The sequence below is a fragment of the Pseudomonas peli genome (assembly GCF_900099645.1).
Classification (GTDB): Bacteria; Pseudomonadota; Gammaproteobacteria; order Pseudomonadales; family Pseudomonadaceae; genus Aquipseudomonas; species Aquipseudomonas peli.
Window position 1 is genome coordinate 302,209 of the sequence record NZ_FMTL01000004.1, and the last position, 20,319, is coordinate 322,527.

At 59.5% G+C, this 20,319-nt stretch carries 26 protein-coding genes; 2 read left to right on the plus strand and 24 right to left on the minus strand.

The window, feature by feature from the left end; genetic code table 11:
* Nucleotides 1-107: 107 nt before the first annotated feature.
* The 6 genes from BLO50_RS18590 to BLO50_RS18615 are packed head-to-tail and all read right to left on the minus strand — an operon-like array spanning nucleotide 108 to nucleotide 4,965.
* Complete coding sequence (locus BLO50_RS18590; RefSeq protein ID WP_090255758.1) at nucleotides 108-1,205, minus strand: tetratricopeptide repeat protein; 1,098 nt, start codon at nucleotides 1,203-1,205, stop codon at nucleotides 108-110.
* 1 nt (nucleotide 1,206) lies between these two features.
* A complete protein-coding gene (locus tag BLO50_RS18595; protein WP_090255760.1) occupies nucleotides 1,207-1,890 on the minus strand; it encodes an energy transducer TonB in 684 nt (227 codons plus the stop codon).
* Complete coding sequence (locus BLO50_RS18600) at nucleotides 1,890-2,300, minus strand: ExbD/TolR family protein (protein WP_090255761.1); 411 nt, start codon at nucleotides 2,298-2,300, stop codon at nucleotides 1,890-1,892. Before BLO50_RS18600 ends, BLO50_RS18595 begins: the two co-directional genes overlap by 1 nt.
* Before the next feature lie 10 nt (nucleotides 2,301-2,310).
* Nucleotides 2,311-2,859 (minus strand): MotA/TolQ/ExbB proton channel family protein, encoded by a 549-nt coding sequence (locus BLO50_RS18605; protein WP_090255763.1) that lies wholly within the window; start codon nucleotides 2,857-2,859, stop codon nucleotides 2,311-2,313.
* Nucleotides 2,852-4,198: a MotA/TolQ/ExbB proton channel family protein gene (locus tag BLO50_RS18610; protein WP_090255765.1), complete on the minus strand. Its 1,347-nt coding sequence runs from the start codon at nucleotides 4,196-4,198 to the stop codon at nucleotides 2,852-2,854. The genes BLO50_RS18605 and BLO50_RS18610 overlap by 8 nt, the downstream gene beginning before the upstream one ends.
* Entirely contained in the window at nucleotides 4,195-4,965 is a 771-nt protein-coding gene (locus tag BLO50_RS18615) for a DUF3450 domain-containing protein (RefSeq protein WP_090255767.1), read from the minus strand. Before BLO50_RS18615 ends, BLO50_RS18610 begins: the two co-directional genes overlap by 4 nt.
* Nucleotides 4,966-5,229: 264 nt before the next feature.
* Here BLO50_RS18615 and BLO50_RS18620 point away from each other — a divergent pair, with 264 nt between their 5' ends.
* Nucleotides 5,230-5,916, plus strand: coding sequence for an OmpW/AlkL family protein (locus BLO50_RS18620; protein WP_090255768.1), 687 nt, complete (start codon nucleotides 5,230-5,232; stop codon nucleotides 5,914-5,916).
* Between the two features lie 56 nt (nucleotides 5,917-5,972).
* Here the strand turns inward: BLO50_RS18620 and BLO50_RS18625 are convergent, their stop codons facing one another.
* The 4 genes from BLO50_RS18625 to BLO50_RS18640 are packed head-to-tail and all read right to left on the minus strand — an operon-like array spanning nucleotide 5,973 to nucleotide 9,701.
* Complete coding sequence (locus BLO50_RS18625; RefSeq protein ID WP_090255770.1) at nucleotides 5,973-6,908, minus strand: NAD-dependent epimerase/dehydratase family protein; 936 nt, start codon at nucleotides 6,906-6,908, stop codon at nucleotides 5,973-5,975.
* On the minus strand, nucleotides 6,901-7,785 hold the full coding sequence (locus tag BLO50_RS18630) for a sugar nucleotide-binding protein (RefSeq protein ID WP_090255772.1): 885 nt from the start codon (nucleotides 7,783-7,785) through the stop codon (nucleotides 6,901-6,903). Before BLO50_RS18630 ends, BLO50_RS18625 begins: the two co-directional genes overlap by 8 nt.
* Before the next feature lie 21 nt (nucleotides 7,786-7,806).
* Nucleotides 7,807-8,295, minus strand: coding sequence for a single-stranded DNA-binding protein (locus BLO50_RS18635; RefSeq protein ID WP_090255774.1), 489 nt, complete (start codon nucleotides 8,293-8,295; stop codon nucleotides 7,807-7,809).
* Nucleotides 8,296-8,312: 17 nt separating this feature from the next.
* Nucleotides 8,313-9,701, minus strand: coding sequence for an MFS transporter (locus BLO50_RS18640; protein ID WP_090255776.1), 1,389 nt, complete (start codon nucleotides 9,699-9,701; stop codon nucleotides 8,313-8,315).
* Nucleotides 9,702-9,835: 134 nt separating this feature from the next.
* On the opposite strand from BLO50_RS18640, the gene uvrA reads away from it, so the two are divergent.
* Nucleotides 9,836-12,670, plus strand: coding sequence for an excinuclease ABC subunit UvrA (gene uvrA / locus BLO50_RS18645; RefSeq protein WP_090255822.1), 2,835 nt, complete (start codon nucleotides 9,836-9,838; stop codon nucleotides 12,668-12,670).
* Nucleotides 12,671-12,727: 57 nt separating this feature from the next.
* On the opposite strand, the gene bfr is transcribed toward uvrA, so the two are convergent.
* The 14 genes from bfr to rpsH all read right to left on the minus strand — a co-directional run bounded on the left by bfr (nucleotide 12,728) and on the right by rpsH (nucleotide 20,249).
* Nucleotides 12,728-13,192, minus strand: a complete 465-nt coding sequence (bfr, locus tag BLO50_RS18650; protein WP_090255778.1) for a bacterioferritin — start codon at nucleotides 13,190-13,192, stop codon at nucleotides 12,728-12,730.
* Between the two features lie 162 nt (nucleotides 13,193-13,354).
* Nucleotides 13,355-13,741 carry a 50S ribosomal protein L17 gene (gene rplQ / locus BLO50_RS18655; RefSeq protein WP_069519894.1) on the minus strand — a complete coding sequence of 129 codons (387 nt, stop codon included), beginning with the start codon at nucleotides 13,739-13,741 and terminating at the stop codon, nucleotides 13,355-13,357.
* A gap of 42 nt (nucleotides 13,742-13,783) precedes the next feature.
* The gene (locus BLO50_RS18660; protein WP_090255780.1) at nucleotides 13,784-14,785 is read right to left on the minus strand and encodes a DNA-directed RNA polymerase subunit alpha; all 1,002 of its coding nucleotides are present in this window, start codon (nucleotides 14,783-14,785) and stop codon (nucleotides 13,784-13,786) included.
* A 22-nt stretch (nucleotides 14,786-14,807) separates the two neighbouring features.
* Nucleotides 14,808-15,428 (minus strand): 30S ribosomal protein S4, encoded by a 621-nt coding sequence (gene rpsD / locus BLO50_RS18665; RefSeq protein ID WP_090255783.1) that lies wholly within the window; start codon nucleotides 15,426-15,428, stop codon nucleotides 14,808-14,810.
* Between the two features lie 17 nt (nucleotides 15,429-15,445).
* Complete coding sequence (gene rpsK, locus BLO50_RS18670; RefSeq protein ID WP_013789773.1) at nucleotides 15,446-15,835, minus strand: 30S ribosomal protein S11; 390 nt, start codon at nucleotides 15,833-15,835, stop codon at nucleotides 15,446-15,448.
* A gap of 30 nt (nucleotides 15,836-15,865) precedes the next feature.
* Complete coding sequence (gene rpsM / locus BLO50_RS18675; RefSeq protein ID WP_090255786.1) at nucleotides 15,866-16,222, minus strand: 30S ribosomal protein S13; 357 nt, start codon at nucleotides 16,220-16,222, stop codon at nucleotides 15,866-15,868.
* Between the two features lie 131 nt (nucleotides 16,223-16,353).
* Nucleotides 16,354-16,470 carry a 50S ribosomal protein L36 gene (gene rpmJ, locus BLO50_RS18680; protein ID WP_002555468.1) on the minus strand — a complete coding sequence of 39 codons (117 nt, stop codon included), beginning with the start codon at nucleotides 16,468-16,470 and terminating at the stop codon, nucleotides 16,354-16,356.
* A gap of 26 nt (nucleotides 16,471-16,496) precedes the next feature.
* A complete protein-coding gene (gene secY, locus BLO50_RS18685) occupies nucleotides 16,497-17,825 on the minus strand; it encodes a preprotein translocase subunit SecY (RefSeq protein WP_090255788.1) in 1,329 nt (442 codons plus the stop codon).
* Nucleotides 17,826-18,260: a 50S ribosomal protein L15 gene (rplO, locus tag BLO50_RS18690; RefSeq protein WP_090243121.1), complete on the minus strand. Its 435-nt coding sequence runs from the start codon at nucleotides 18,258-18,260 to the stop codon at nucleotides 17,826-17,828.
* Between the two features lie 3 nt (nucleotides 18,261-18,263).
* Nucleotides 18,264-18,443: a 50S ribosomal protein L30 gene (gene rpmD / locus BLO50_RS18695; RefSeq protein WP_079204534.1), complete on the minus strand. Its 180-nt coding sequence runs from the start codon at nucleotides 18,441-18,443 to the stop codon at nucleotides 18,264-18,266.
* A gap of 2 nt (nucleotides 18,444-18,445) precedes the next feature.
* Complete coding sequence (gene rpsE, locus BLO50_RS18700; protein ID WP_090255789.1) at nucleotides 18,446-18,946, minus strand: 30S ribosomal protein S5; 501 nt, start codon at nucleotides 18,944-18,946, stop codon at nucleotides 18,446-18,448.
* A 3-nt stretch (nucleotides 18,947-18,949) separates the two neighbouring features.
* Nucleotides 18,950-19,300 (minus strand): 50S ribosomal protein L18, encoded by a 351-nt coding sequence (rplR, locus tag BLO50_RS18705; protein WP_003293038.1) that lies wholly within the window; start codon nucleotides 19,298-19,300, stop codon nucleotides 18,950-18,952.
* A gap of 10 nt (nucleotides 19,301-19,310) precedes the next feature.
* Nucleotides 19,311-19,844 carry a 50S ribosomal protein L6 gene (gene rplF / locus BLO50_RS18710; protein ID WP_090255791.1) on the minus strand — a complete coding sequence of 178 codons (534 nt, stop codon included), beginning with the start codon at nucleotides 19,842-19,844 and terminating at the stop codon, nucleotides 19,311-19,313.
* Between the two features lie 12 nt (nucleotides 19,845-19,856).
* Nucleotides 19,857-20,249 (minus strand): 30S ribosomal protein S8, encoded by a 393-nt coding sequence (gene rpsH / locus BLO50_RS18715; protein WP_069519903.1) that lies wholly within the window; start codon nucleotides 20,247-20,249, stop codon nucleotides 19,857-19,859.
* Nucleotides 20,250-20,319: the final 70 nt, after the last annotated feature.

Below are 20,319 nucleotides of genomic sequence, written 5' to 3' on the forward strand. Positions count from 1 at the left end.
ATGGCTCTAGCTCGCGAGAGCGTGAACAGGTTCTAGGCAGCCCCGGGGACAAAAAAGCCAGACCTTAGGTCTGGCTTTTTTATTGGGCGCTACACACCGATAGTCGACTAGCCGGCGCTGGCCACGTGTTTTTCACGCTGATAGCTCAACTCGCTTTCCGCCCACTGGCGCCAGGCGCGCACTTTGCTGCGTTCGGCGCCAGCACGTTCGGCCTTGGCCAGGGCGTCGAGCCCGGCCTGCCAGCGCGCCTGTTCCAGCTCCAGCTGGGCCAGGTGCAGCCAGTGCTTGGCACTGCCCGAGCGCTGCGCCAGTTCACGGAAGATCAACGCTGACTTGCTGCGTTCACGTGCCTGCCACCAGAGCAGCCCCAGCCGCTCTTCGCGGGCACTGGTGCGCGGCAACAGGCCCTGGTCGAGCATCCCGGCGAGCAGCTTGGCGCCTTGCCAAGGTTGATCGGCAGCGCCAGCCAGCAGCACCAGGTTGTCCAGCTCGCTTTCATTGAAGCGCAGGCCCTTGTGGTACGCCGCGCGCAAGGTTGCCAGCGACTTGTCGTGACTGCCGCTCAGCTGCTGCAAGGCCGCCAGCTGACGCCAACCTTGAGCGTTATTCGGCTGGCGCGCAAGCAACTGGCGCTGCCAGCGCTCGGCGGCAGCGTACTTCTTCAGATCAGCGTTCATTGCGACGAGAAACTGCAACCAGCTATCGGCGGCCTGCGGATTAACCTGCACATAACGCTCGGCCAACGGCAGCGCCTTGGCCGGCTGACCGAGGCCCTGATAGGCCTGCACCAGCATCTGCAGCACCTCTTCATTGGCGTTGGCTTGCCCCGGGGCCAGCAGGGTCACCACCTGGGCGTAGCGGCGCTCGACCAGGTTTAGACGGGCTAGGTTCAGCTCTTCAGCGGCCTGCAGCTCGGCATCCAGCTTGCCGCTCTTCAGTACCTTTTCAAGCAGCTCGATGGCCTGAGCATTCTGCCCTTCGGCCCAGGCCAGATAACCGCGGCTGCGCCACAGCAACGCTTCTTCCAGGCTACCCGGCGTGCCCTTGGCAGCATCCAGAGCGCGGCGCGCGGCCGTGTAGTCGCCCTTCTTCTGTGCGGTCTGCGCCGTATCCAGCGCGCGAAACACGCCCGGATCAACACTCTGTCCAGCCGCCTGCGCAGCACCAGCGCCGCACAGCGCGATCAGCAGCAGTAGACGATACATATCAGCGAGCTCCTTCCAGGCGGAAGTACAGGGTTTTCACCGCTTCACGGGCCACCGCCAGACCGCCTTCGGTGCGCGGCGCAAACCGCCAGCGCACGGCAGCGCGGCGGGCTTCGCGTTCAAACACGTTCTGCGGGCTGGCTTCGATAACTCGCACGTTTTCTACCGCACCTGCGCGGTTGATGGTGAACGCCAGCTTCACATGCCCTTCAATGCCGCGCTGCAAAGCGTAGCGCGGGTAATCCGGGCTGACATCGTTGAGCGGCATCACTTCACTTTCCGGGCCACCTGGCTGACCACCGGCATCGCTCGAGGCCGGTGCGCTTGGCGCCGAGGCACCCGCTGCCAAACCCGTCAGGCTTGGTGTCGGCGCGCTGTTCACGGCAATCCCCGTGCTCAGGCTCGGCACCGGCAGATCCAGGGCCGGCAGATTGGCGCTTGGGGTAGCAGCCATCGGCGTTGGCGGTGTCGGGGTTTGCGGCGTTTGTGCTTGCGGCGGCTGCGGTGCCTGCTGGCGGGTACGCGTCGCGGTGTCGCTGGAGTCGCCGTCGAGACGGACGAAATTGGCCACCGTCAGCGGTTCCTCACTCGGCTTGCTGCTGGGCGGCGCGACCATGTAAAGCATCAGGCCGAACAGCGCCAGCGCCATCACACAGGCCGCGACAAAGGACAGTGGCAAACGCATCAAAGCGCTCCCGCCGTAGCGGCCAGGGCCACGTCATGTACTCCGGCCAGGCGCGCCTGATCCATCACCTGCACGACCAGGCCGGTACGCGCATCCTGATCGGCCTGAACCACCACAGCGCCGTCCGGCTGGTCGACGCGCATGCGCTCGACATGGGCACGCACGCTGCGCACATCGACGACTTTCTTGTCCATCCACACCTGCCCATCGGCGGTGATGGCGATGAGGATATTGCCTTTGTCCTGCGGGCTGGCGGTTTCCGCCTGGGGCCGCTGCACTTCGACGCCGGCTTCCTTGATAAAGGAGCTGGTGACGATAAAGAAGATCAGCATGATGAAAACCACGTCGAGCATCGGCGTCAGGTCGATGCCGGTGTCTTCGTCTTGCTGGTGATGACGGCGCATTCTCATGTGTCGAATCTCAGTCGTGACGCAGCTGGTCAGCCAGCCGCTCTAGAGCCCGGCGTGCATCGCGTTCGAGGCGCGCCAGGCTGAACAATCCACTAATCGCCAAGACCATGCCGGCCATGGTCGGCAGAGTCGCCTGCCAGACCCCGGCCGCCATGCCGCGCGGGTTACCGGTGCCATTGATGGCAAGCACGTCGAACACCGCGACCATACCGCTGACCGTGCCAAGCAAGCCCAGCAGCGGGTACATCGCCACCAGGGTCTTGCTCAGGCGCAAGGGCCCGAGCAGGTGCTGCTGCGCCTGCGCCAGCCAGGCACTGCGCACCGCGCGCTGCCAGTTGCCGGTGTCGTCGCTCAGCACCTGCTGCCAGGCCTGACGGCGCTCGGCGACCCACTGCGGGAATACCCGGCGCATGTACCAGAAGCGCTCGAATACCAGGGTCCAGAACACCACGCACAGGCCCGCCAGCGCCCACATCGCCAGCCCACCGGCGCTCATGAAATCGAGCAGGGCATGGCTGCTATCGACCAGGCGCAACCACAGCGCCAGCCAATCAGTCACGACGCGGCGCCCCGGACAGGTGCAGGGCAATCAACCCGGCGCTTTGCTGCTCGAGCAGCTGAATCAGGCCCTTGCTACGGCTGGCCAGCATGGTGTGTAGGAACAGCAGCGGAATCGCTACTACCAGCCCCTGCACTGTGGTCACCAGCGCTTGCGAGATACCGTCGGCCATCAGTCGTGAATCGCCGCCACCGCCCTGGGTGATCGCCTGGAAGGTGACGATCATGCCGGTCACGGTGCCGAGCAGACCGAGCAGCGGCGCCACGGCACACAGCAACTTGAGCAGGCCTTGGCCTGTTTCCAGCGGCGGGGTCTCTTGCAGGATCGCCTCGTCGAGCTTCAGCTCCAGGGTTTCCAGATCAGCCAGCTGCGGTTTCGGTCCCAGTACGCCGATGATCCGCCCCAGCGGGTTGTCGGCACGCGGAGCGCTGAGGTCATGCATCTGCGCACTGACGCTGCGGGCGACGCGGGCCAGGTAAATCATCCGCCAGGCTGCCAGCAGCAGGCCGAATATCCCCAACGCAACAATCACCCAGCCCACCAAGCCACCTTGCTGCAGGCGATCCCAGAAGCCTGGCTCACGCTGCAACTGCGCCAGCAAGGTGCCACGGCTTGGGTCTATTGGCAGGCTGGCTACCGTTGCATCGCTGTCCAGATAATCCGCAACCTGGCCCAAACCAGACGGCTGACGCGGCGGCGCAAGCAGCTCGCCGGCATCGGCGTCATAACGCAGGAAGGCATCGGCAGCGTAGGCGGAGAACGCGCCGACCCGCAGCACATCCTGCGGATTACGCGTACCGTCGGCAGCCACTACCGGCAGTTGCAGCTGTTCAACCCGGCCACTGGCGGTGAGGTCTTCGAGCAGCAGCATCCAGTAGCCATCCAGGTCGGCGGCCGAGGGCAGCGTGCGGCTTTCGGCCAGCGCCTTGAGACGCGCCAGGCGCTGGGGGTACTGAGCATTGAGCAGGCTGTCCTGCCATTGGCCGGCGACATCACCGGCGCTCTGGCGGACCACGCCAAACAACTCGCCGAGGTGACCGGCACGCTGGCTGAGGAGTTTTTCCTGCTCAGCCAATTCGGCTTCCTGGCGGTCAAATTCAGCCTTCAGTCGCTCGGCTTCGGCCTTCTGTGTGGCCAGGGCGCTGCGGGCAGTGGCCAGCAGCTGGGCACGCTCGCCACGTTCGGCAATAAAGGTCTGCTCGCGGCTTTGCATGGCGCTGACTTCAGCCGCGCGCTCGCTGCGAATCCGTTGCAGCAGTTGATCCGGGCTCAGCGGTTCGGCAGCTCCAGCCAGGGCAGGCAGCAGGGCCAGGGTAAAAGCGAGAACGCGACGATTCATGGCTTGGCCTCCAGCGCCAGGGTCTTCACGGGCAGGTCAAGCACGGCCGGGGCCTGCTCCTGGCGGGCAATCGCAATAGCTTGGCGCAACGGGCGCCGGGCGCTGCCGTCGAGGATCTGCCAGCTGCGGGTTTGCGGGTTCCACCAGCCACTTTCATGGCCATCGAGGGTCTGGAAATACAGCATCACGCGACCCAGACGGAGGAATTCGACGCTGCGCGACGTGCCTTCATTCGGCAGTTCACCGCGCCAAGCTTCCAGGGTGCGGCCGTAATCGCTCTCCACCTGATACGCCTCGAGGATGCGCCGGTATTTTTCGGCCAGGCTGACATCCGCACGCGGCAGCAAGTCCTGCAACTGAGCCAGGCGATCACTGCGCTCATCCGGTAGGAACGGCAAGTCAGCGGCAATAAACTCACCCAGCACCTCAACCATGCGGCGCATCTGTGGCGTCACCGCCTCCTGAGTGCGCTCGATGCCATCGAGCTGCTGCTGATAACCAGCAAGCTCTTTGCGTTGCGCCGCTACCAGCTCGCGTAATTGAGCGTTATAACCCTGCAACGCTTCAGCCTGCTGCAATGCGTTACGGTACTCGGTGAGCATCTCCCGGCTGGCGTCATCGAGCTGCTCGATACGCGCCTGCGAGGCCTTGGCATCGGCAGCCAATTGCTGACTTTCATCCAGCGCGGCATCCAGAGGGGTCGCCGCTAAAGGCGCACTGGCCAGAACCAGAGCGACTGCCAACAGGCGCTTCGGCAGAGGGATCATGAAATATTCCTTGAACTGAGTGGCGCAATAAAGAGAACTATTATCAACTGCATCCCGCCTTTTGAGCAACCAGCAGCAATACTTATTCGCTTGGACACGCACAAAAAAGATACAATATAACATGTTATTTGCGACACGCTCGCAAACGCAACCCTACATAATTAGATAGCCAGCTACTTTATTGAGCTGGATCAACAGTCGTTTTTTTCGCGCCCCTAACATCGTACTCAGCCAATACGAACCGATGCTTTATGGGAGCACACCATGCGTACCTCACTGTTTACCGCTTCACTGCTGGCCCTTGCTATCGCCGCCCCACTGGCGCACGCGCACCAAGCTGGCGACATCATCGTGCGGGCCGGCGCCATCACGGTTGACCCACAGGAAAGCAGCAGTGACATCTGGGTCGGCGCACTCGGCACTGACGTAGCCGGTACCAAAGCGACCCTGGACAGCGACACTCAGTTGGGCCTGAACTTCGCGTATATGCTGACCAACAACATCGGCATTGAGCTGCTGGCAGCCACCCCATTCAGCCATGACGTTGGCGTCAAAGGCATGCCCGGCGGCTTTGCCGGCCTGAACGGTAAGCTCGGTGAGCTCAAGCACCTGCCGCCGACCCTGAGCGTGGTGTATTACCCACTGGATTCCAGTTCGGCATTCCAGCCCTATGTAGGCGCAGGCATCAACTACACGTGGTTCTTCGACACCAAACTGAGCAGCGAAGCAGAAGGTAAAGGCTTTAGCGGCCTGGACATGAAAGATTCCTGGGGCCTGGCCGCGCAGGTGGGCATGGACTACATGCTGACCGACAACATCATGCTCAACGCCCAAGTGCGTTATATCGACATCGAAACCACTGGCACCACCAACTTTGGCGGCAGCAAGGTTAAAGTCGATGTAGACGTAGACCCGTTCGTTTACATGGTCGGCCTGGGCTATAAGTTCTAAACCATCAGCCATAAAAAAACCGGCCATCAAGGCCGGTTTTTTATGGCAAAGTGCATTCATCCTTGCGCCAGCAAACGCCGCAGGCCTTCACCGATCGGCGTGGCTGTGGGCAGTTGGTACTGCGCCTGCAAACGCCGGTTATCCGCACGCGAGTGGCGAATATCACCCGCGCGCGGCGCCTGATACTGCACATCAGGCAAGCCACCACACAGCCCACCAATCTGCGCCAGCAGCTGATTCAGACTGACCGCCTGATTCCAGCCAACGTTCACCGCCCCCTCCACCGCCTGCGACGCAGTCAGCGCTTGAGTCAGCAGCACAACCAGGTCCTCGACATAGAAAAAGTCGCGGGTCTGCTCACCATCGCCGAATACGCTGATCGGCAAGCCCTGCTGGACGCGCTGGGTGAAGATGCTGATCACCCCGGAGTACGGCGAAGACGGATCCTGACGCGGCCCGAAGATATTAAAGAAACGAAAAATCGCTGGTTCGAGGCCATGCTGGCGACGATAGAAATCCAAGTAATGCTCACTGGCCAGTTTGTCAGCGGCATAAGGCGTCAGCGGCGCCTTCGCCGTGGCTTCATCAATCGCCTGGCCTTCACCATTGTTGCCATACACCGCTGCACTGGAAGCAAACAGCACACGCTTGACGCCATGCAGGCGCATCGCCTCACAGACATTCAGCGTGCCGACAAAATTGCTCTGGTGCGTCGCCACCGGATCATCCACCGAGGCCTGCACCGAAGCCACTGCAGCCAGGTGCGCCACTGCCTCACATCCGGCCACCGCCTGCGCGACCACTGCAGCATCGGCCACATCGCCCTCGATGAACTGCAACTGCGGATTATCCAACGGCAGATTAGTCAGCTTGCCCATCGACAGGTTGTCCAGCACACGGACGCTGTAGCCCCGAGCCAGTAACGCATCGACCAGGTGCGAACCGATAAAGCCAGCGCCACCAGTAACCAAAACAGAACGTGAGTCAGACATGGCGATAATAACGATCCAGTAGGCTCGGCAGCCCCGAGCGCCAGGCTCGCGGTTTGATGCCGAAGGTGTGAAGGATTTTCTTGCAGGACAGCACCGCATGTTGCGGCTCTTCGGCGGCATCCGGCCGCGCGCTGTGCGCCTGCGGCCCCACGTCCTCAACCAGATTGCTGCGGAAGTGGCGCGCCTCACTGAGTACCGCCTGGCCCAACGCCAGCGAGGTGGTCGCCTCATGCCCACCGTAGTGGTAAGTGCCCCACAGCGGTGTCTGGCAATCCAGCTGCTTGAGCACCGCGAGAATCACCCGGGCTGCATCATCGATTGGCGTCGGATTACCGCGCCGATCATCCGCCAGTAGCAGGGGTTCATCATGCGCAGCGCGGGTCAGAAAGCGTCCGAGCAGGCCATTGGCACTGTCATCCAGCAACCAACCAAAGCGCAATAGCACATGCCGCGGACAGGTGGCACGCACGCGCTGCTCGAAGCGCCACAGCGCCTGGCCGCGGATACCCAGCGGTGCAGGCTCTTCCCGCTCGCTGTAGGCAGTCGCCCGCGAGCCATCGAAGACGCGATAACTGGAAGGTTGCAGCAGACGGATCTGATGGTGCTGACAGAGCTCGGCCAGACGCTCAACGGAACGCTCCTGGGCAGCAAACTGCGCCTCGCTGACCGCTTCGGCCTGGAACCAGTCGAAGTAGTAAGCAAGGTTAATCAGGGCATCGGGGCGGGTGTCATCCAGCAACTGAGTGAGGCTGGCGGGGTCCCAGCCTGACTCCGGCGGTTTGGGGGCGAGAAAGCCAATGTCTTCCTCGGCGCCGAGGCGGATTAGTGCCTGCCCCAGCGCATTACCGCCACCTAGCAGCATCAGCCGCATACGCATGATCGGCGTTAACTCAGCAGATCAGAACGGGATATCGTCATCGAAACTGTCAAAATCCGCAGCGGGCTGAGGTGCCTGCTGTGGCGCGGGGCGCGGGGCTGACTGCTGCTCGCGCTGCGGTGCAGGGCGCTGCTGACGCGGGGCCGAGTCACCACCGGCGTTGTCCGGACGGCCGCCCAGCAGCTGCATGGTGCCCTGCATGTCGACAATGATTTCAGTGGTGTAGCGTTTAATACCGTCTTTTTCCCACTCGCGGGTCTGCAACTTACCTTCGATGTACACCTGCGAACCTTTGCGCAGGTATTCACCGGCTATCTCGGCAACTTTGCCGAACAGCGACACACGGTGCCATTCGGTTTTTTCGACTTTCTGACCGGTCTGCTTATCGGTCCACTGCTCGCTGGTTGCCAGGCTCAGGTTGGTGACCGCGTTGCCGCTCGGCAGGTAGCGGGTTTCCGGGTCCTGTCCGCAGGTACCGACCAGAATGACTTTGTTAACCCCACGGGCCATAACGTTCTCCTAGGCTTTCAGCACGCCATCGGCGCCGGCTCTATGAGGCGCTCAAGGGACGTGCGGTCCAATTGTTGGGTATCCACTTTGATATAGATGGCCGCTTCGTCGCGCACCACTACGGCATCCGCCACTCCGGGCACAGCCTGTAAACGCTCGACCAACCCCGCCTCTTGCAAAGCCGCAGCTGAAAGCGGCAGACGCAGGCTGGTGACATACGGCGGTTCGCGCATAGTAACAGCAAAGGCCAGCCAAAAAAGAGCCAGCAGGGCACAGCCCGCAAACACACCCGACAGGCTGTAGTGCTGATACAACCAGCCACCCAAGATGCCGCCGAGGGCCGCGCCGAGGAACTGACTGGTGGAATACACGCCCATCGCCGTGCCTTTGCCGCCAGCCGGAGCGACCTTGCTGATCAACGACGGCAACGAGGCTTCCAGCAGGTTGAATGCGGTGAAGAACACCACCGTGCCAAGCACCAGCGCGCGCAGGCTGGTGCCGAACCACCAGAAGAACAGCTCACACAGCAACAGCACCGTCACCGCGCCAAGCAGCACATGCTTCATCCGGCGTTTCTTCTCACCGTAGATGATGAAGGGCACCATGCCGAAGAAGCCCACCAGCAGCGCGGTCAGGTAGACCCACCAGTGCTCTTCCTTGGCCAGGCCGCCCTGCTCTACCAGCGCCAACGGCAAAGCGATAAAGCTAGCCATTAGAATCGCGTGCAGCACCAGAATACCGAAATCCAAACGCAACAAGTCGGCGTGCTTGAGCGTAGGCAGCAACGCCTGCGTGCTTACACCCGACTCACGGTGCTGCAACGGCCCTGCGGAACGCGGCACCAGCCCGGCAACAATCAGAATACCGAGCAGCGCCATGGCGGCGGTGGCGAGAAACAGTCCGGACAGCCCGAACGCACGCGTCAGCAGAGGGCCAACCACCATCGCCACGGCAAACGACAGACCGATGCTCATGCCGATCATGGCCATGGCCTTGGTCCGATGTTGCTCACGGGTCAGGTCGGAGAGCAGCGCCATAACCGCAGCGGAAATCGCCCCGGCACCCTGCAGAATGCGTCCGGCAATCACCCCATAAATCGAGTCGGCATTGGCCGCTAACAGGCTGCCGGCGGCGAAAACCAGCAGGCCGACATAGATCACCGGCCGTCGACCTATGCGGTCACTGAGCATGCCAAACGGAATCTGCAGAAAGGCCTGGGTCAAACCGTAGGCGCCTATCGCCAGGCCGATCAGCGCCGGTGTACTGCCCTGCAACTCCATGCCATAGGTCGCCAGCACCGGCAGCACCATAAACATACCGAGCATGCGGAACGCGAACACCAACGCCAGGCCACCGGCCGCGCGGGTTTCACTGCCGCTCATGCGCTCGTTGTGCGGATCGTGCATGGAAAACGCCCTGTCGAAATAGGCGGCGATTCTAGCAGCACCAATGGTTACGGCACAGCAGTGACGCTTTGCCGCGCCTACCTTCGGGCCCGTATACTCGGTGGTTTTCCGCCCGCCATGCGAGGCCGTTGTTTGTGGACAAGATTCTGATTCGGGGTGCGCGCACCCACAACCTAAAAAACATCGACCTGACCCTGCCGCGCGACAAGCTGATCGTGATCACCGGCCTGTCCGGTTCCGGCAAGTCGTCATTGGCCTTCGACACCCTCTACGCCGAGGGCCAGCGCCGTTATGTCGAGTCGCTGTCGGCCTACGCCCGGCAATTTCTGTCGATGATGGAAAAGCCCGATGTCGACACCATCGAAGGCCTGTCGCCGGCGATCTCCATCGAGCAGAAATCCACCTCGCACAACCCGCGCTCCACCGTGGGCACCATCACCGAGATCTACGACTACCTGCGCCTGCTCTACGCCCGCGCCGGTATTCCACGCTGCCCGGACCATGATCTGCCACTGGAAGCGCAAACCGTCAGCCAGATGGTCGACCAGGTGCTGGCCCTGCCCGAAGGCAGCAAGCTGATGCTGCTGGCCCCGGTGATTCGCGAACGCAAAGGCGAACACCTGGCAGTCTTTGATGAACTGCGCGCCCAGGGTTTCGTCCGCGTGCGGGTCAACGGCAAGATTTACGAGCTGGACGAACTGCCGAAACTCGACAAGCAGAAGAAGCACAGCATCGATGCGGTGGTCGACCGCTTCAAGGCACGTGGCGATTTACAGCAGCGACTGGCCGAATCCTTCGAAACTGCCCTGAAGCTGGCCGACGGCCTGGCACTGATCGCCCCGATGGAAGGAGAGGAAGGCGAAGAAATCATTTTCTCCGCCCGCTTTGCCTGCCCGGTGTGCGGCCACTCGATCAGCGAGCTGGAGCCTAAGCTGTTTTCCTTCAACAACCCGGCCGGCGCCTGCCCGACTTGCGACGGCCTGGGTGTAAAACAGTTCTTCGACACCAAGCGCCTGGTCAATGGCGAGCTGACTCTGGCCGAAGGCGCAATCCGCGGCTGGGACCGGCGCAACGTCTATTACTTCCAGATGCTTGGCTCTTTGGCCGCGCATTACGGCTTTAGCCTAGAAGTGCCGTTCGACGAGCTCAGCGCCGAGCACCAGAAGTGCATTCTGTTCGGCAGCGGCACGCAGAACGTCGACTTCAAATATCTCAACGACCGTGGCGATATAGTCAAGCGCTCGCATCCCTTCGAAGGCATCGTGCCGAACCTGGAGCGGCGTTACCGCGAAACCGAATCCACCAGCGTGCGCGAGGAGCTGGCCAAGTTTCTCAGCACCCAGGCCTGCCAGGATTGCCGCGGCACCCGCCTGCGCCGTGAGGCGCGGCATGTGTGGGTCGGCGAGAAGACCCTGCCAGCGGTCAGCGGCATGCCGATTGGCGACGCCACCGAGTATTTCGGCAGCCTGGCGCTACCCGGCCGCCGTGGCGAGATCGCCGAGAAGATCCTCAAGGAAATCCGCGAGCGCCTGCAGTTTCTGGTCAACGTCGGCCTCGACTACCTGACCCTGGACCGCAGCGCCGACACCCTGTCCGGTGGTGAAGCGCAGCGTATTCGTCTGGCCAGCCAGATCGGCGCTGGCCTAGTGGGCGTTATGTACATCCTCGACGAACCGAGCATCGGCCTGCATCAACGCGACAACGAGCGCCTGCTCGGCACCCTGCGCCACCTTCGCGATATCGGTAACACGGTGATTGTGGTCGAGCACGACGAAGACGCCATTCGCATGGCCGACTACGTAGTGGATATAGGTCCGGGTGCCGGCGTGCACGGCGGGCAGATCGTCGCCCAGGGCACCGCAGCTGAAGTCATGGCCCATCCGGACTCGCTGACAGGTAAATATCTGTCAGGCCGAGTGAAGATCAAAGTGCCAGCCAAGCGCACGCCACGGGACAAGAAGCTCTCGCTGAAGATCAAGGGCGCTCGCGGCAACAACCTGCGCAACGTCGACCTGGAAATACCGATAGGCCTGCTCACCTGCGTCACCGGCGTGTCTGGTTCGGGCAAATCAACACTGATCAACAACACCCTATTCCCGCTCAGCGCCACCGCGCTGAATGGCGCCACTACCCTGGAGGCTGCGGCCCACGACAGCATCGACGGCCTGCAGCACTTGGATAAGGTGGTGGATATCGACCAAAGCCCCATTGGCCGTACGCCACGCTCGAACCCGGCGACCTACACCGGGCTGTTTACCCCGATCCGCGAGCTGTTCGCCGGCGTGCCGGAGTCGCGCTCGCGCGGTTACGGGCCGGGACGCTTCAGCTTCAACGTCAAGGGTGGGCGCTGCGAAGCCTGCCAGGGCGACGGCCTGATCAAAGTGGAAATGCATTTCCTGCCGGACATCTACGTGCCCTGCGACGTGTGTAAGAGCAAGCGCTACAACCGCGAAACTCTGGAAGTGAAGTACAAGGGCAAGAGCATCACCGAAGTGCTGGATATGACCATCGAGGAAGCGCGGGTGTTCTTCGATGCCGTACCGGCCCTGGCGCGCAAGCTGCAGACGCTGATGGATGTCGGCCTGTCCTACATCAAGCTGGGGCAGAGCGCGACGACGCTGTCCGGCGGCGAGGCGCAGCGGGTCAAGCTAAGCCGTGAGCTGAGCAAGCGCGACACCGGCAAGACCCTGTATATCCTTGATGAGCCGACCACTGGCTTGCACTTTGCCGATATCCAGCAACTGCTTGACGTGCTGCACCGCCTGCGCGACCACGGCAATACCGTGGTGGTGATTGAGCACAACCTGGACGTGATCAAGACCGCCGACTGGCTGGTAGATCTCGGCCCGGAAGGTGGCTCCAAGGGCGGCCAGATCATCGCCGTCGGCACGCCCGAAGAAGTAGCCGAGATGCCGCAGTCGCACACCGGTTACTTCCTCAAACCGCTGCTGGAACGTGATCGCGACTAAGCCCGCGACCAACAAAAAGCCCCGCACATGCGGGGCTTTTTGTTGGCTGCAGAAGTTTTACATTTGCGTCTGCAGGTAATTCTCCAGGCCAATTCGGTCGATCAACCCTAGCTGAACCTCCAGCCAATAGGCGTGATCCTCTTCGGTATCTTTGAGCTGAACCAAAAGAATATCGCGGGTTTGGTAATCCTGATGCTGCTCGCACAGGGCGATGCCTTTGCTCAGCGCCGCACGCACATGGTATTCGAGGGCGAGATCCAGCTTGAGCATCTCCGGAACGCTCTGCCCGAAGCGGAAGCTGTCAGGGACCATGTCCGGCGTCCCCTCAAGAAATAGAATGCGCTTGAGGATGGCGTCAGCATGCTGAGTTTCCTCCTCCATTTCATGGTTGATCCGCTCATACAACTTGCTGAACCCCCAATCCTCATAGAGGCGCGAATGCACGAAGTACTGATCCCGGGCCGCCAGCTCGCCCTTGAGCAGCATCTTCAGGTAATCGATAACTTCAATATGGCCTTTCATGGATATTTTCCTTAGGACGCCACAAACATTGGCTAATGCTGGCCGCCGAACGCTAACGGGTCAAGCACAGCGCATGCGACCCAGATGAACATGCTACTGCGGGGCATTCTCCAGCCATAAAAAAACCGGGCCAAGGCCCGGTTTTTTCGTACAACCTACGACTTACTCAGCGTCTACAGCTGCACCAGCGACCGGACGGTCAACCAGTTCAACATAAGCCATTGGAGCATTGTCGCCAGTGCGGAAACCGCACTTGAGGATACGCAGGTAACCGCCCTGACGGGTGGCGTAGCGCTTGCCCAGGTCGTTGAACAGCTTGCCGACGATGGCTTTCGAACGAGTACGATCGAAAGCCAGACGACGATTGGCAACGCTGTCTTCTTTAGCCAGAGTAATCAGCGGCTCGGCAACGCGACGCAGCTCTTTGGCTTTCGGCAGAGTAGTTTTGATCAGCTCATGCTCGAACAGCGATACTGCCATGTTCTGGAACATGGCCTTGCGGTGTGCGCTGGTGCGGCTGAGGTGACGGCCACTTTTACGATGACGCATGGTTCAATTCCTTACCAAACTCACGTTCGGTGATGATGACGATCAGGCAGTCGCCTTATCGTCTTTCTTCAGACTTGCCGGCGGCCAGTTGTCGAGGCGCATACCGAGGGACAGACCGCGAGAAGCCAGAACATCCTTGATTTCAGTCAGGGATTTCTTGCCTAGGTTCGGCGTTTTCAACAGTTCTACTTCGGTGCGCTGAATCAGATCACCGATGTAGTAAATGTTCTCTGCTTTGAGGCAGTTAGCCGAACGCACAGTCAGTTCCAGGTCATCAACCGGACGGAGGAGGATCGGATCGATCTCATCTTCCTGCTCGATAACAACAGGCTCACTGTCACCTTTGAGGTCGACGAACGCAGCCAACTGCTGTTGCAGAATGGTTGCAGCGCGGCGGATAGCCTCTTCAGGGTCCAGAGTACCGTTGGTCTCCAGGTCAATAACCAGTTTGTCCAGGTTAGTACGCTGCTCAACACGAGCGTTTTCCACCACGTACGACACACGGCGTACCGGGCTGAACGAAGCATCCAGCTGCAAGCGACCAATGCTGCGGCTTTCATCTTCATCGCTCTGACGAGCATCAGCCGGCTCATAGCCGCGACCACGAGCTATGGTGAGCTTCATGTTCAGCGCGCCAGTGGAAGCCAGGTTGGCGATTACGTGGTCGCCATTGACGATTTCGACATCGTGATCCAGCTGAATATCGGCAGCGGTAACTACGCCCGAGCCCTTCTTCGCCAGAGTCAACGTCACTTCGTCACGACCGTGCAGTTTGACAGCCAGACCTTTCAGGTTGAGCAGGATTTCAATGACGTCTTCCTGAACACCTTCGATGGCGCTGTACTCATGGAGTACACCGTCAATCTCGGCCTCGACTACTGCACAGCCAGGCATGGAGGACAACAGGATGCGACGCAGCGCGTTGCCCAGCGTATGGCCAAAACCACGCTCGAGAGGCTCGAGAGTGATCTTGGCGCGGGTCGAACTGACCACCTGCACATCAATGTGACGGGGGGTCAGGAACTCATTTACCGAAATCTGCATGGATGCACCTATTTTCTAGCCCTTACTTGGAGTAGAGCTCGACAATCAGGCTTTCGTTGATGTCAGCGGAGAGATCACTGCGCGCCGGGACGTTTTTGAACACGCCAGACTTCTTCTCAGTGTCTACTTCTACCCATTCAACGCGGCCACGCTGGGCACACAGCTCAAGAGCTTGAACAATGCGCAGCTGATTCTTCGATTTCTCGCGAACTGCAACAACGTCACCAGCTTTAACCTGGTAGGACGGTACGTTGACAGTTTTACCGTTTACGCTGATCGCCTTGTGCGATACCAGCTGACGGGATTCAGCGCGAGTTGCGCCGTAGCCCATGCGGTAAACCACGTTATCCAGGCGGCACTCGAGCAGTTGCAGCAGGTTCTCACCAGTAGCGCCTTTCTTGCCGGCAGCTTCTTTGTAATAACCGCTGAATTGACGCTCAAGCACACCGTAGATACGACGAACTTTTTGCTTCTCACGCAGCTGGGTGCCGTAGTCGGACTGACGGCCACGGCGCTGACCGTGAATACCTGGGGCTGCTTCGATGTTGCACTTCGATTCCAGAGCGCGTACACCGCTTTTCAGGAAAAGATCTGTGCCTTCACGACGAGACAGTTTGCATTTGGGACCAATGTAACGAGCCATTTCTCACTGTCTCCTGATTACACGCGACGCTTCTTCGAAGGACGGCACCCGTTATGCGGGATTGGCGTCACATCGGTGATGCTGGCGATCTTATAGCCACAGCCGTTCAAAGCACGGACAGCGGACTCACGACCCGGACCTGGGCCCTTGACGTTAACGTCGAGGTTCTTCAGACCGTATTCCAGCGCAGCTTGACCAGCACGTTCAGCAGCCACCTGGGCAGCGAACGGGGTGCTTTTACGCGAACCGCGGAAACCCGAACCACCAGAGGTAGCCCAAGACAGAGCATTGCCCTGACGGTCAGTAATGGTCACGATTGTGTTGTTGAAAGAAGCGTGGATGTGGGCGATGCCATCAACCACCGTCTTTTTGACTTTCTTACGAGTACGAGCAGCAGGTTTTGCCATGACTAGATTCCTGTCGATGCGCGAATGCGATTACTTGCGGATCGGCTTACGCGGGCCCTTGCGGGTACGCGCGTTGGTCTTGGTACGCTGACCGCGAGCCGGCAGACCACGACGATGACGCAGGCCGCGGTAGCAACCCAGGTCCATCAAGCGCTTGATTTTCATGTTCACTTCACGACGCAGGTCGCCTTCGGTATTCACCTTGGCTACTTCGCCACGCAGCTGCTCGATCTGCTCGTCAGAGAGATCTTTGATCTTTGCAGCCGGATTAACGCCGGCGGCAGCACAGACTTTCTGTGCAGTAGTACGACCAACACCATAGATGTAGGTCAACGAGATAACAGTGTGCTTGTTATCCGGAATGTTAACGCCTGCAATACGGGCCATTCAGTGGAACTCCAATTGACAGCTACCTACGCCCCGGAAGCCAAGAAATAGGGCGCGAGATATTAGCGCTGTAGAAACAAATAATCAACCCGGCAGCGCACTAGCTGCCGGGCTTGTAACTTCACTCACACTCAGCCTTGGCGCTGTTTGTGACGCGGCTCCGCGCTGCAAATAACGCGAACAACACCTTCGCGACGGATAATCTTGCAGTTACGGCACAGCTTTTTCACCGATGCACGAACTTTCATCACCAACTCCTCGAACCTTATGGACTTCAGCGCAGCATGCCGCTGCCGTAGCCCTTCAGGTTGGCTTTCTTCATCAGGGATTCGTACTGGTGCGAAACGAGGTGCGATTGTACTTGCGACATAAAGTCCATAACAACCACGACCACGATCAGCAACGAGGTCCCGCCAAGATAGAACGGTACGTTGGCAGCCACCACCAGGAACTGGGGCAACAAGCATACGGCCGTCATGTACAGAGCACCGAACATGGTCAAGCGAGTCAACACGCCATCGATATAGCGTGCCGATTGCTCACCGGGACGGATACCCGGAATAAAGGCACCGGACTTCTTCAGGTTCTCCGCTACGTCTTTCGGGTTGAACATCAACGCTGTATAGAAGAAGCAGAAGAAAACGATCCCTGCACTAAACAGCAAAATGTTCAACGGCTGACCAGGAGCGATAGCCTGCGAAATATCCTGCAGCCAGCCCATACCTTCAGACTGACCAAACCAGGCACCCAGCGAAGCCGGGAATAACAGAAGGCTGCTGGCGAAAATAGCCGGGATAACCCCCGCCATATTCACCTTCAACGGCAAGTGGCTAGTCTGCGCAGCGAAGACCTTGCGGCCCTGCTGACGCTTGGCGTAGTGCACCGCAATGCGACGCTGACCACGCTCAATGAACACCACGAAACCGATAATCGCTACTGCCAGCAAACCGATGGCAATCAGAGCAAAGATATTGATATCACCCTGACGAGCAGACTCGAAAGACTGCCCAATCGCCGACGGCAGACCGGCTACGATGCCTGCAAAAATCAGCATCGAAATACCGTTGCCAACACCACGCTCAGTGATTTGCTCGCCCAGCCACATCATGAACATTGCACCCGCCACAAACGTGGTGACCGCAACGAAGTGGAAGCCGAAATCGACTGTAAACGCTACGCCCTGACTGGCCAGGCCGACGGACATGCCGACTGCTTGGACAATAGCCAGAACGAGGGTGCCGTAGCGGGTGTACTGGCTAATCTTGCGACGGCCAGCTTCACCTTCCTTCTTCAACTGCTCCAGCTGCGGGCTAACAGCGGTCATGAGCTGCATGATGATCGACGCCGAAATGTACGGCATGATCCCCAGTGCAAAAATGCTCATGCGCTCCAGCGCGCCGCCGGAAAACATGTTGAACAAGCTAAGAATGGTCCCCTCATTCTGTCGAAACAGGTCCGCTAGCCGGTCCGGATTGATACCTGGAACTGGGATGTGTGCACCTATCCGATAGACGATGATCGCCATGAACAGAAAGCGCAAACGAGCCCAGAGTTCGGACAACCCGCCATTGCTGAGCGCTGAGAGAGCACCTTGCTTAGCCATTTATTCCTCGAACTTACCGCCAGCTGCTTCGATAGCCGCGCGCGCACCTTTGGTGACGGCGATACCTTTAAGGGTGACTGCCTGAGTAACTTCACCGGACAGCATGACTTTCACACGCTGTACGTTTTGGTTGATCAGGTTGGCATCCTTCAGCGACTGCAGAGTAACAATGCCGCCTTCGATTTTATTCAGCTCGGAAGTACGCACTTGTGCGCGATCCATAGCCTTCAAAGAAACGAAACCGAACTTAGGCAGACGGCGGTGCAGAGGCTGCTGGCCGCCTTCGAAACCCGGAGCAATGGTGCCACCGGAGCGGGAGGTTTGACCTTTGTGGCCGCGGCCACCAGTCTTACCCAAACCGCTACCGATACCACGGCCCGGACGGTGCTTCTCGCGACGGGAACCCGGCGCAGGACTCAAATCGTTCAGGTACATGTATTAACCCTCGACTCGCAGCATGTAGTAAGCCTTGTTGATCATCCCGCGATTCTCGGGAGTATCCAGCACTTCTACGGTGTGACCGATGCGACGCAGACCCAGACCCTTAACGCAGAGCTTATGGTTAGGGATGCGGCCGGTCATGCTTTTGATCAGCGTGACTTTTACGGTATTAGCCATGATTAGAGAATCTCCTCGACGCTCTTGCCACGCTTAGCCGCAACAGAACCTGGCGACTGCATAGCTTTCAAACCTTTGAAAGTGGCGTACACCACGTTCACTGGGTTAGTCGAGCCGTAGCACTTAGCCAGAACGTTCTGCACGCCAGCCACTTCCAGAACGGCACGCATAGCGCCGCCGGCGATGATGCCGGTACCTTCAGAAGCAGGCTGCATGTACACCTTGGAGGCGCCATGAGCAGACTTCATTGCGTACTGCAGAGTAGTGCCGTTCAGATCAACCTGGATCATGTTGCGACGAGCAGCTTCCATCGCTTTCTGGATGGCAGCAGGCACTTCACGGGATTTGCCACGGCCGAAACCGACGCGACCCTTACCATCACCAACCACGGTCAACGCGGTGAAAGTGAAGATACGGCCACCCTTAACGGTCTTGGCAACGCGGTTAACCTGTACCAGCTTCTCGATATAGCCTTCGTCGCGCTTTTGGTCGTTATTTGCCATAACTTAGAACTCCAGCCCGCCTTCACGAGCAGCATCAGCCAGCGCCTTGACGCGGCCGTGGTACTTGAAGCCAGAACGGTCGAATGCAACCTGAGTTACACCAGCGGCTTTCGCACGCTCGGCAACCAGCTCACCAACTTTCTTGGCCGCGTCGACGTTGCCAGTGGCGCCGTCACGCAGTGCTTTGTCCAAGGTAGAGGCGCTGGCCAGAACCTTGCTGCCGTCGGCCGAAATGACCTGGGCATAGATGTGCTGCGAAGAGCGATACACGCAGAGACGCACGGCTTCGAGCTCGTGCATTTTCAGGCGTGCTTTGCGAGCGCGACGCAGTCGAGTAACTTTTTTGTCGGTCATTTGCTATGCCCTACTTCTTCTTGGCTTCTTTACGGCGGACGACTTCGTCAGCGTAACGAACACCTTTGCCCTTATAAGGTTCAGGACGACGGAAGTCACGAATCTCCGCAGCGACCTGACCAACCAGTTGTTTGTCGACACCCTTGATCAGGATCTCGGTCTGGTTCGGGGTTTCAGCAACTACACCGTCCGGCAACTCATAGTCGATCGGATGGGAGAAGCCGAGAGCGAGGTTCAGCACCTGACCTTTGGCTTGCGCTTTGTAACCAACACCAACCAGCTGCAGCTTACGCTCGAAGCCAGCGCTAACACCGATCACCATATTGTTGACCAGGGCGCGAGTGGTACCGGCCATTGCACGAGTCTGCTGATCGCCATTGCGAGCAGCAAAACGCAGCTCACCAGCTTCTTGCAGAACTTCAACGGACGAGTGAACGTTCAGTTCGAGAGTGCCCTTGGCACCCTTTACCGAAAGCTGTTGGCCGGCGAGTTTGATCTCAACACCAGCGGGCAGCTTTACGGGGTTCTTAGCAACGCGAGACATGCTTATCCCCCCTTAGAACACTGTGCAAAGCACTTCGCCGCCGACACCGGCAGCGCGCGCAGCGCGGTCCGTCATCACACCCTTGTTGGTGGAGACGATGGATACACCGAGACCGCCACGAACTTTCGGCAGATCATCGACGGATTTGTATTGGCGAAGGCCTGGACGGCTAACGCGCTTAACTTCTTCGATAACCGGACGGCCTTCGAAGTATTTCAGCTCGATGGACAGCTGCGGCTTAACTTCACCGCTGATCTGATAACCCGCAATATAACCTTCGTCTTTCAAAACTTTGGCTACAGCCACCTTCAACGTGGAAGACGGCATGCTTACGACGGACTTTTCAGCCATCTGGGCATTACGGATACGAGTTAGCATGTCCGCTAACGGGTCCTGCATACTCATGGGCTAGACGCTCCTGATACAAAAAGAATTAGCCTTGCGGCTACAGTCGCTGAGAATTCTGAGAAAAATT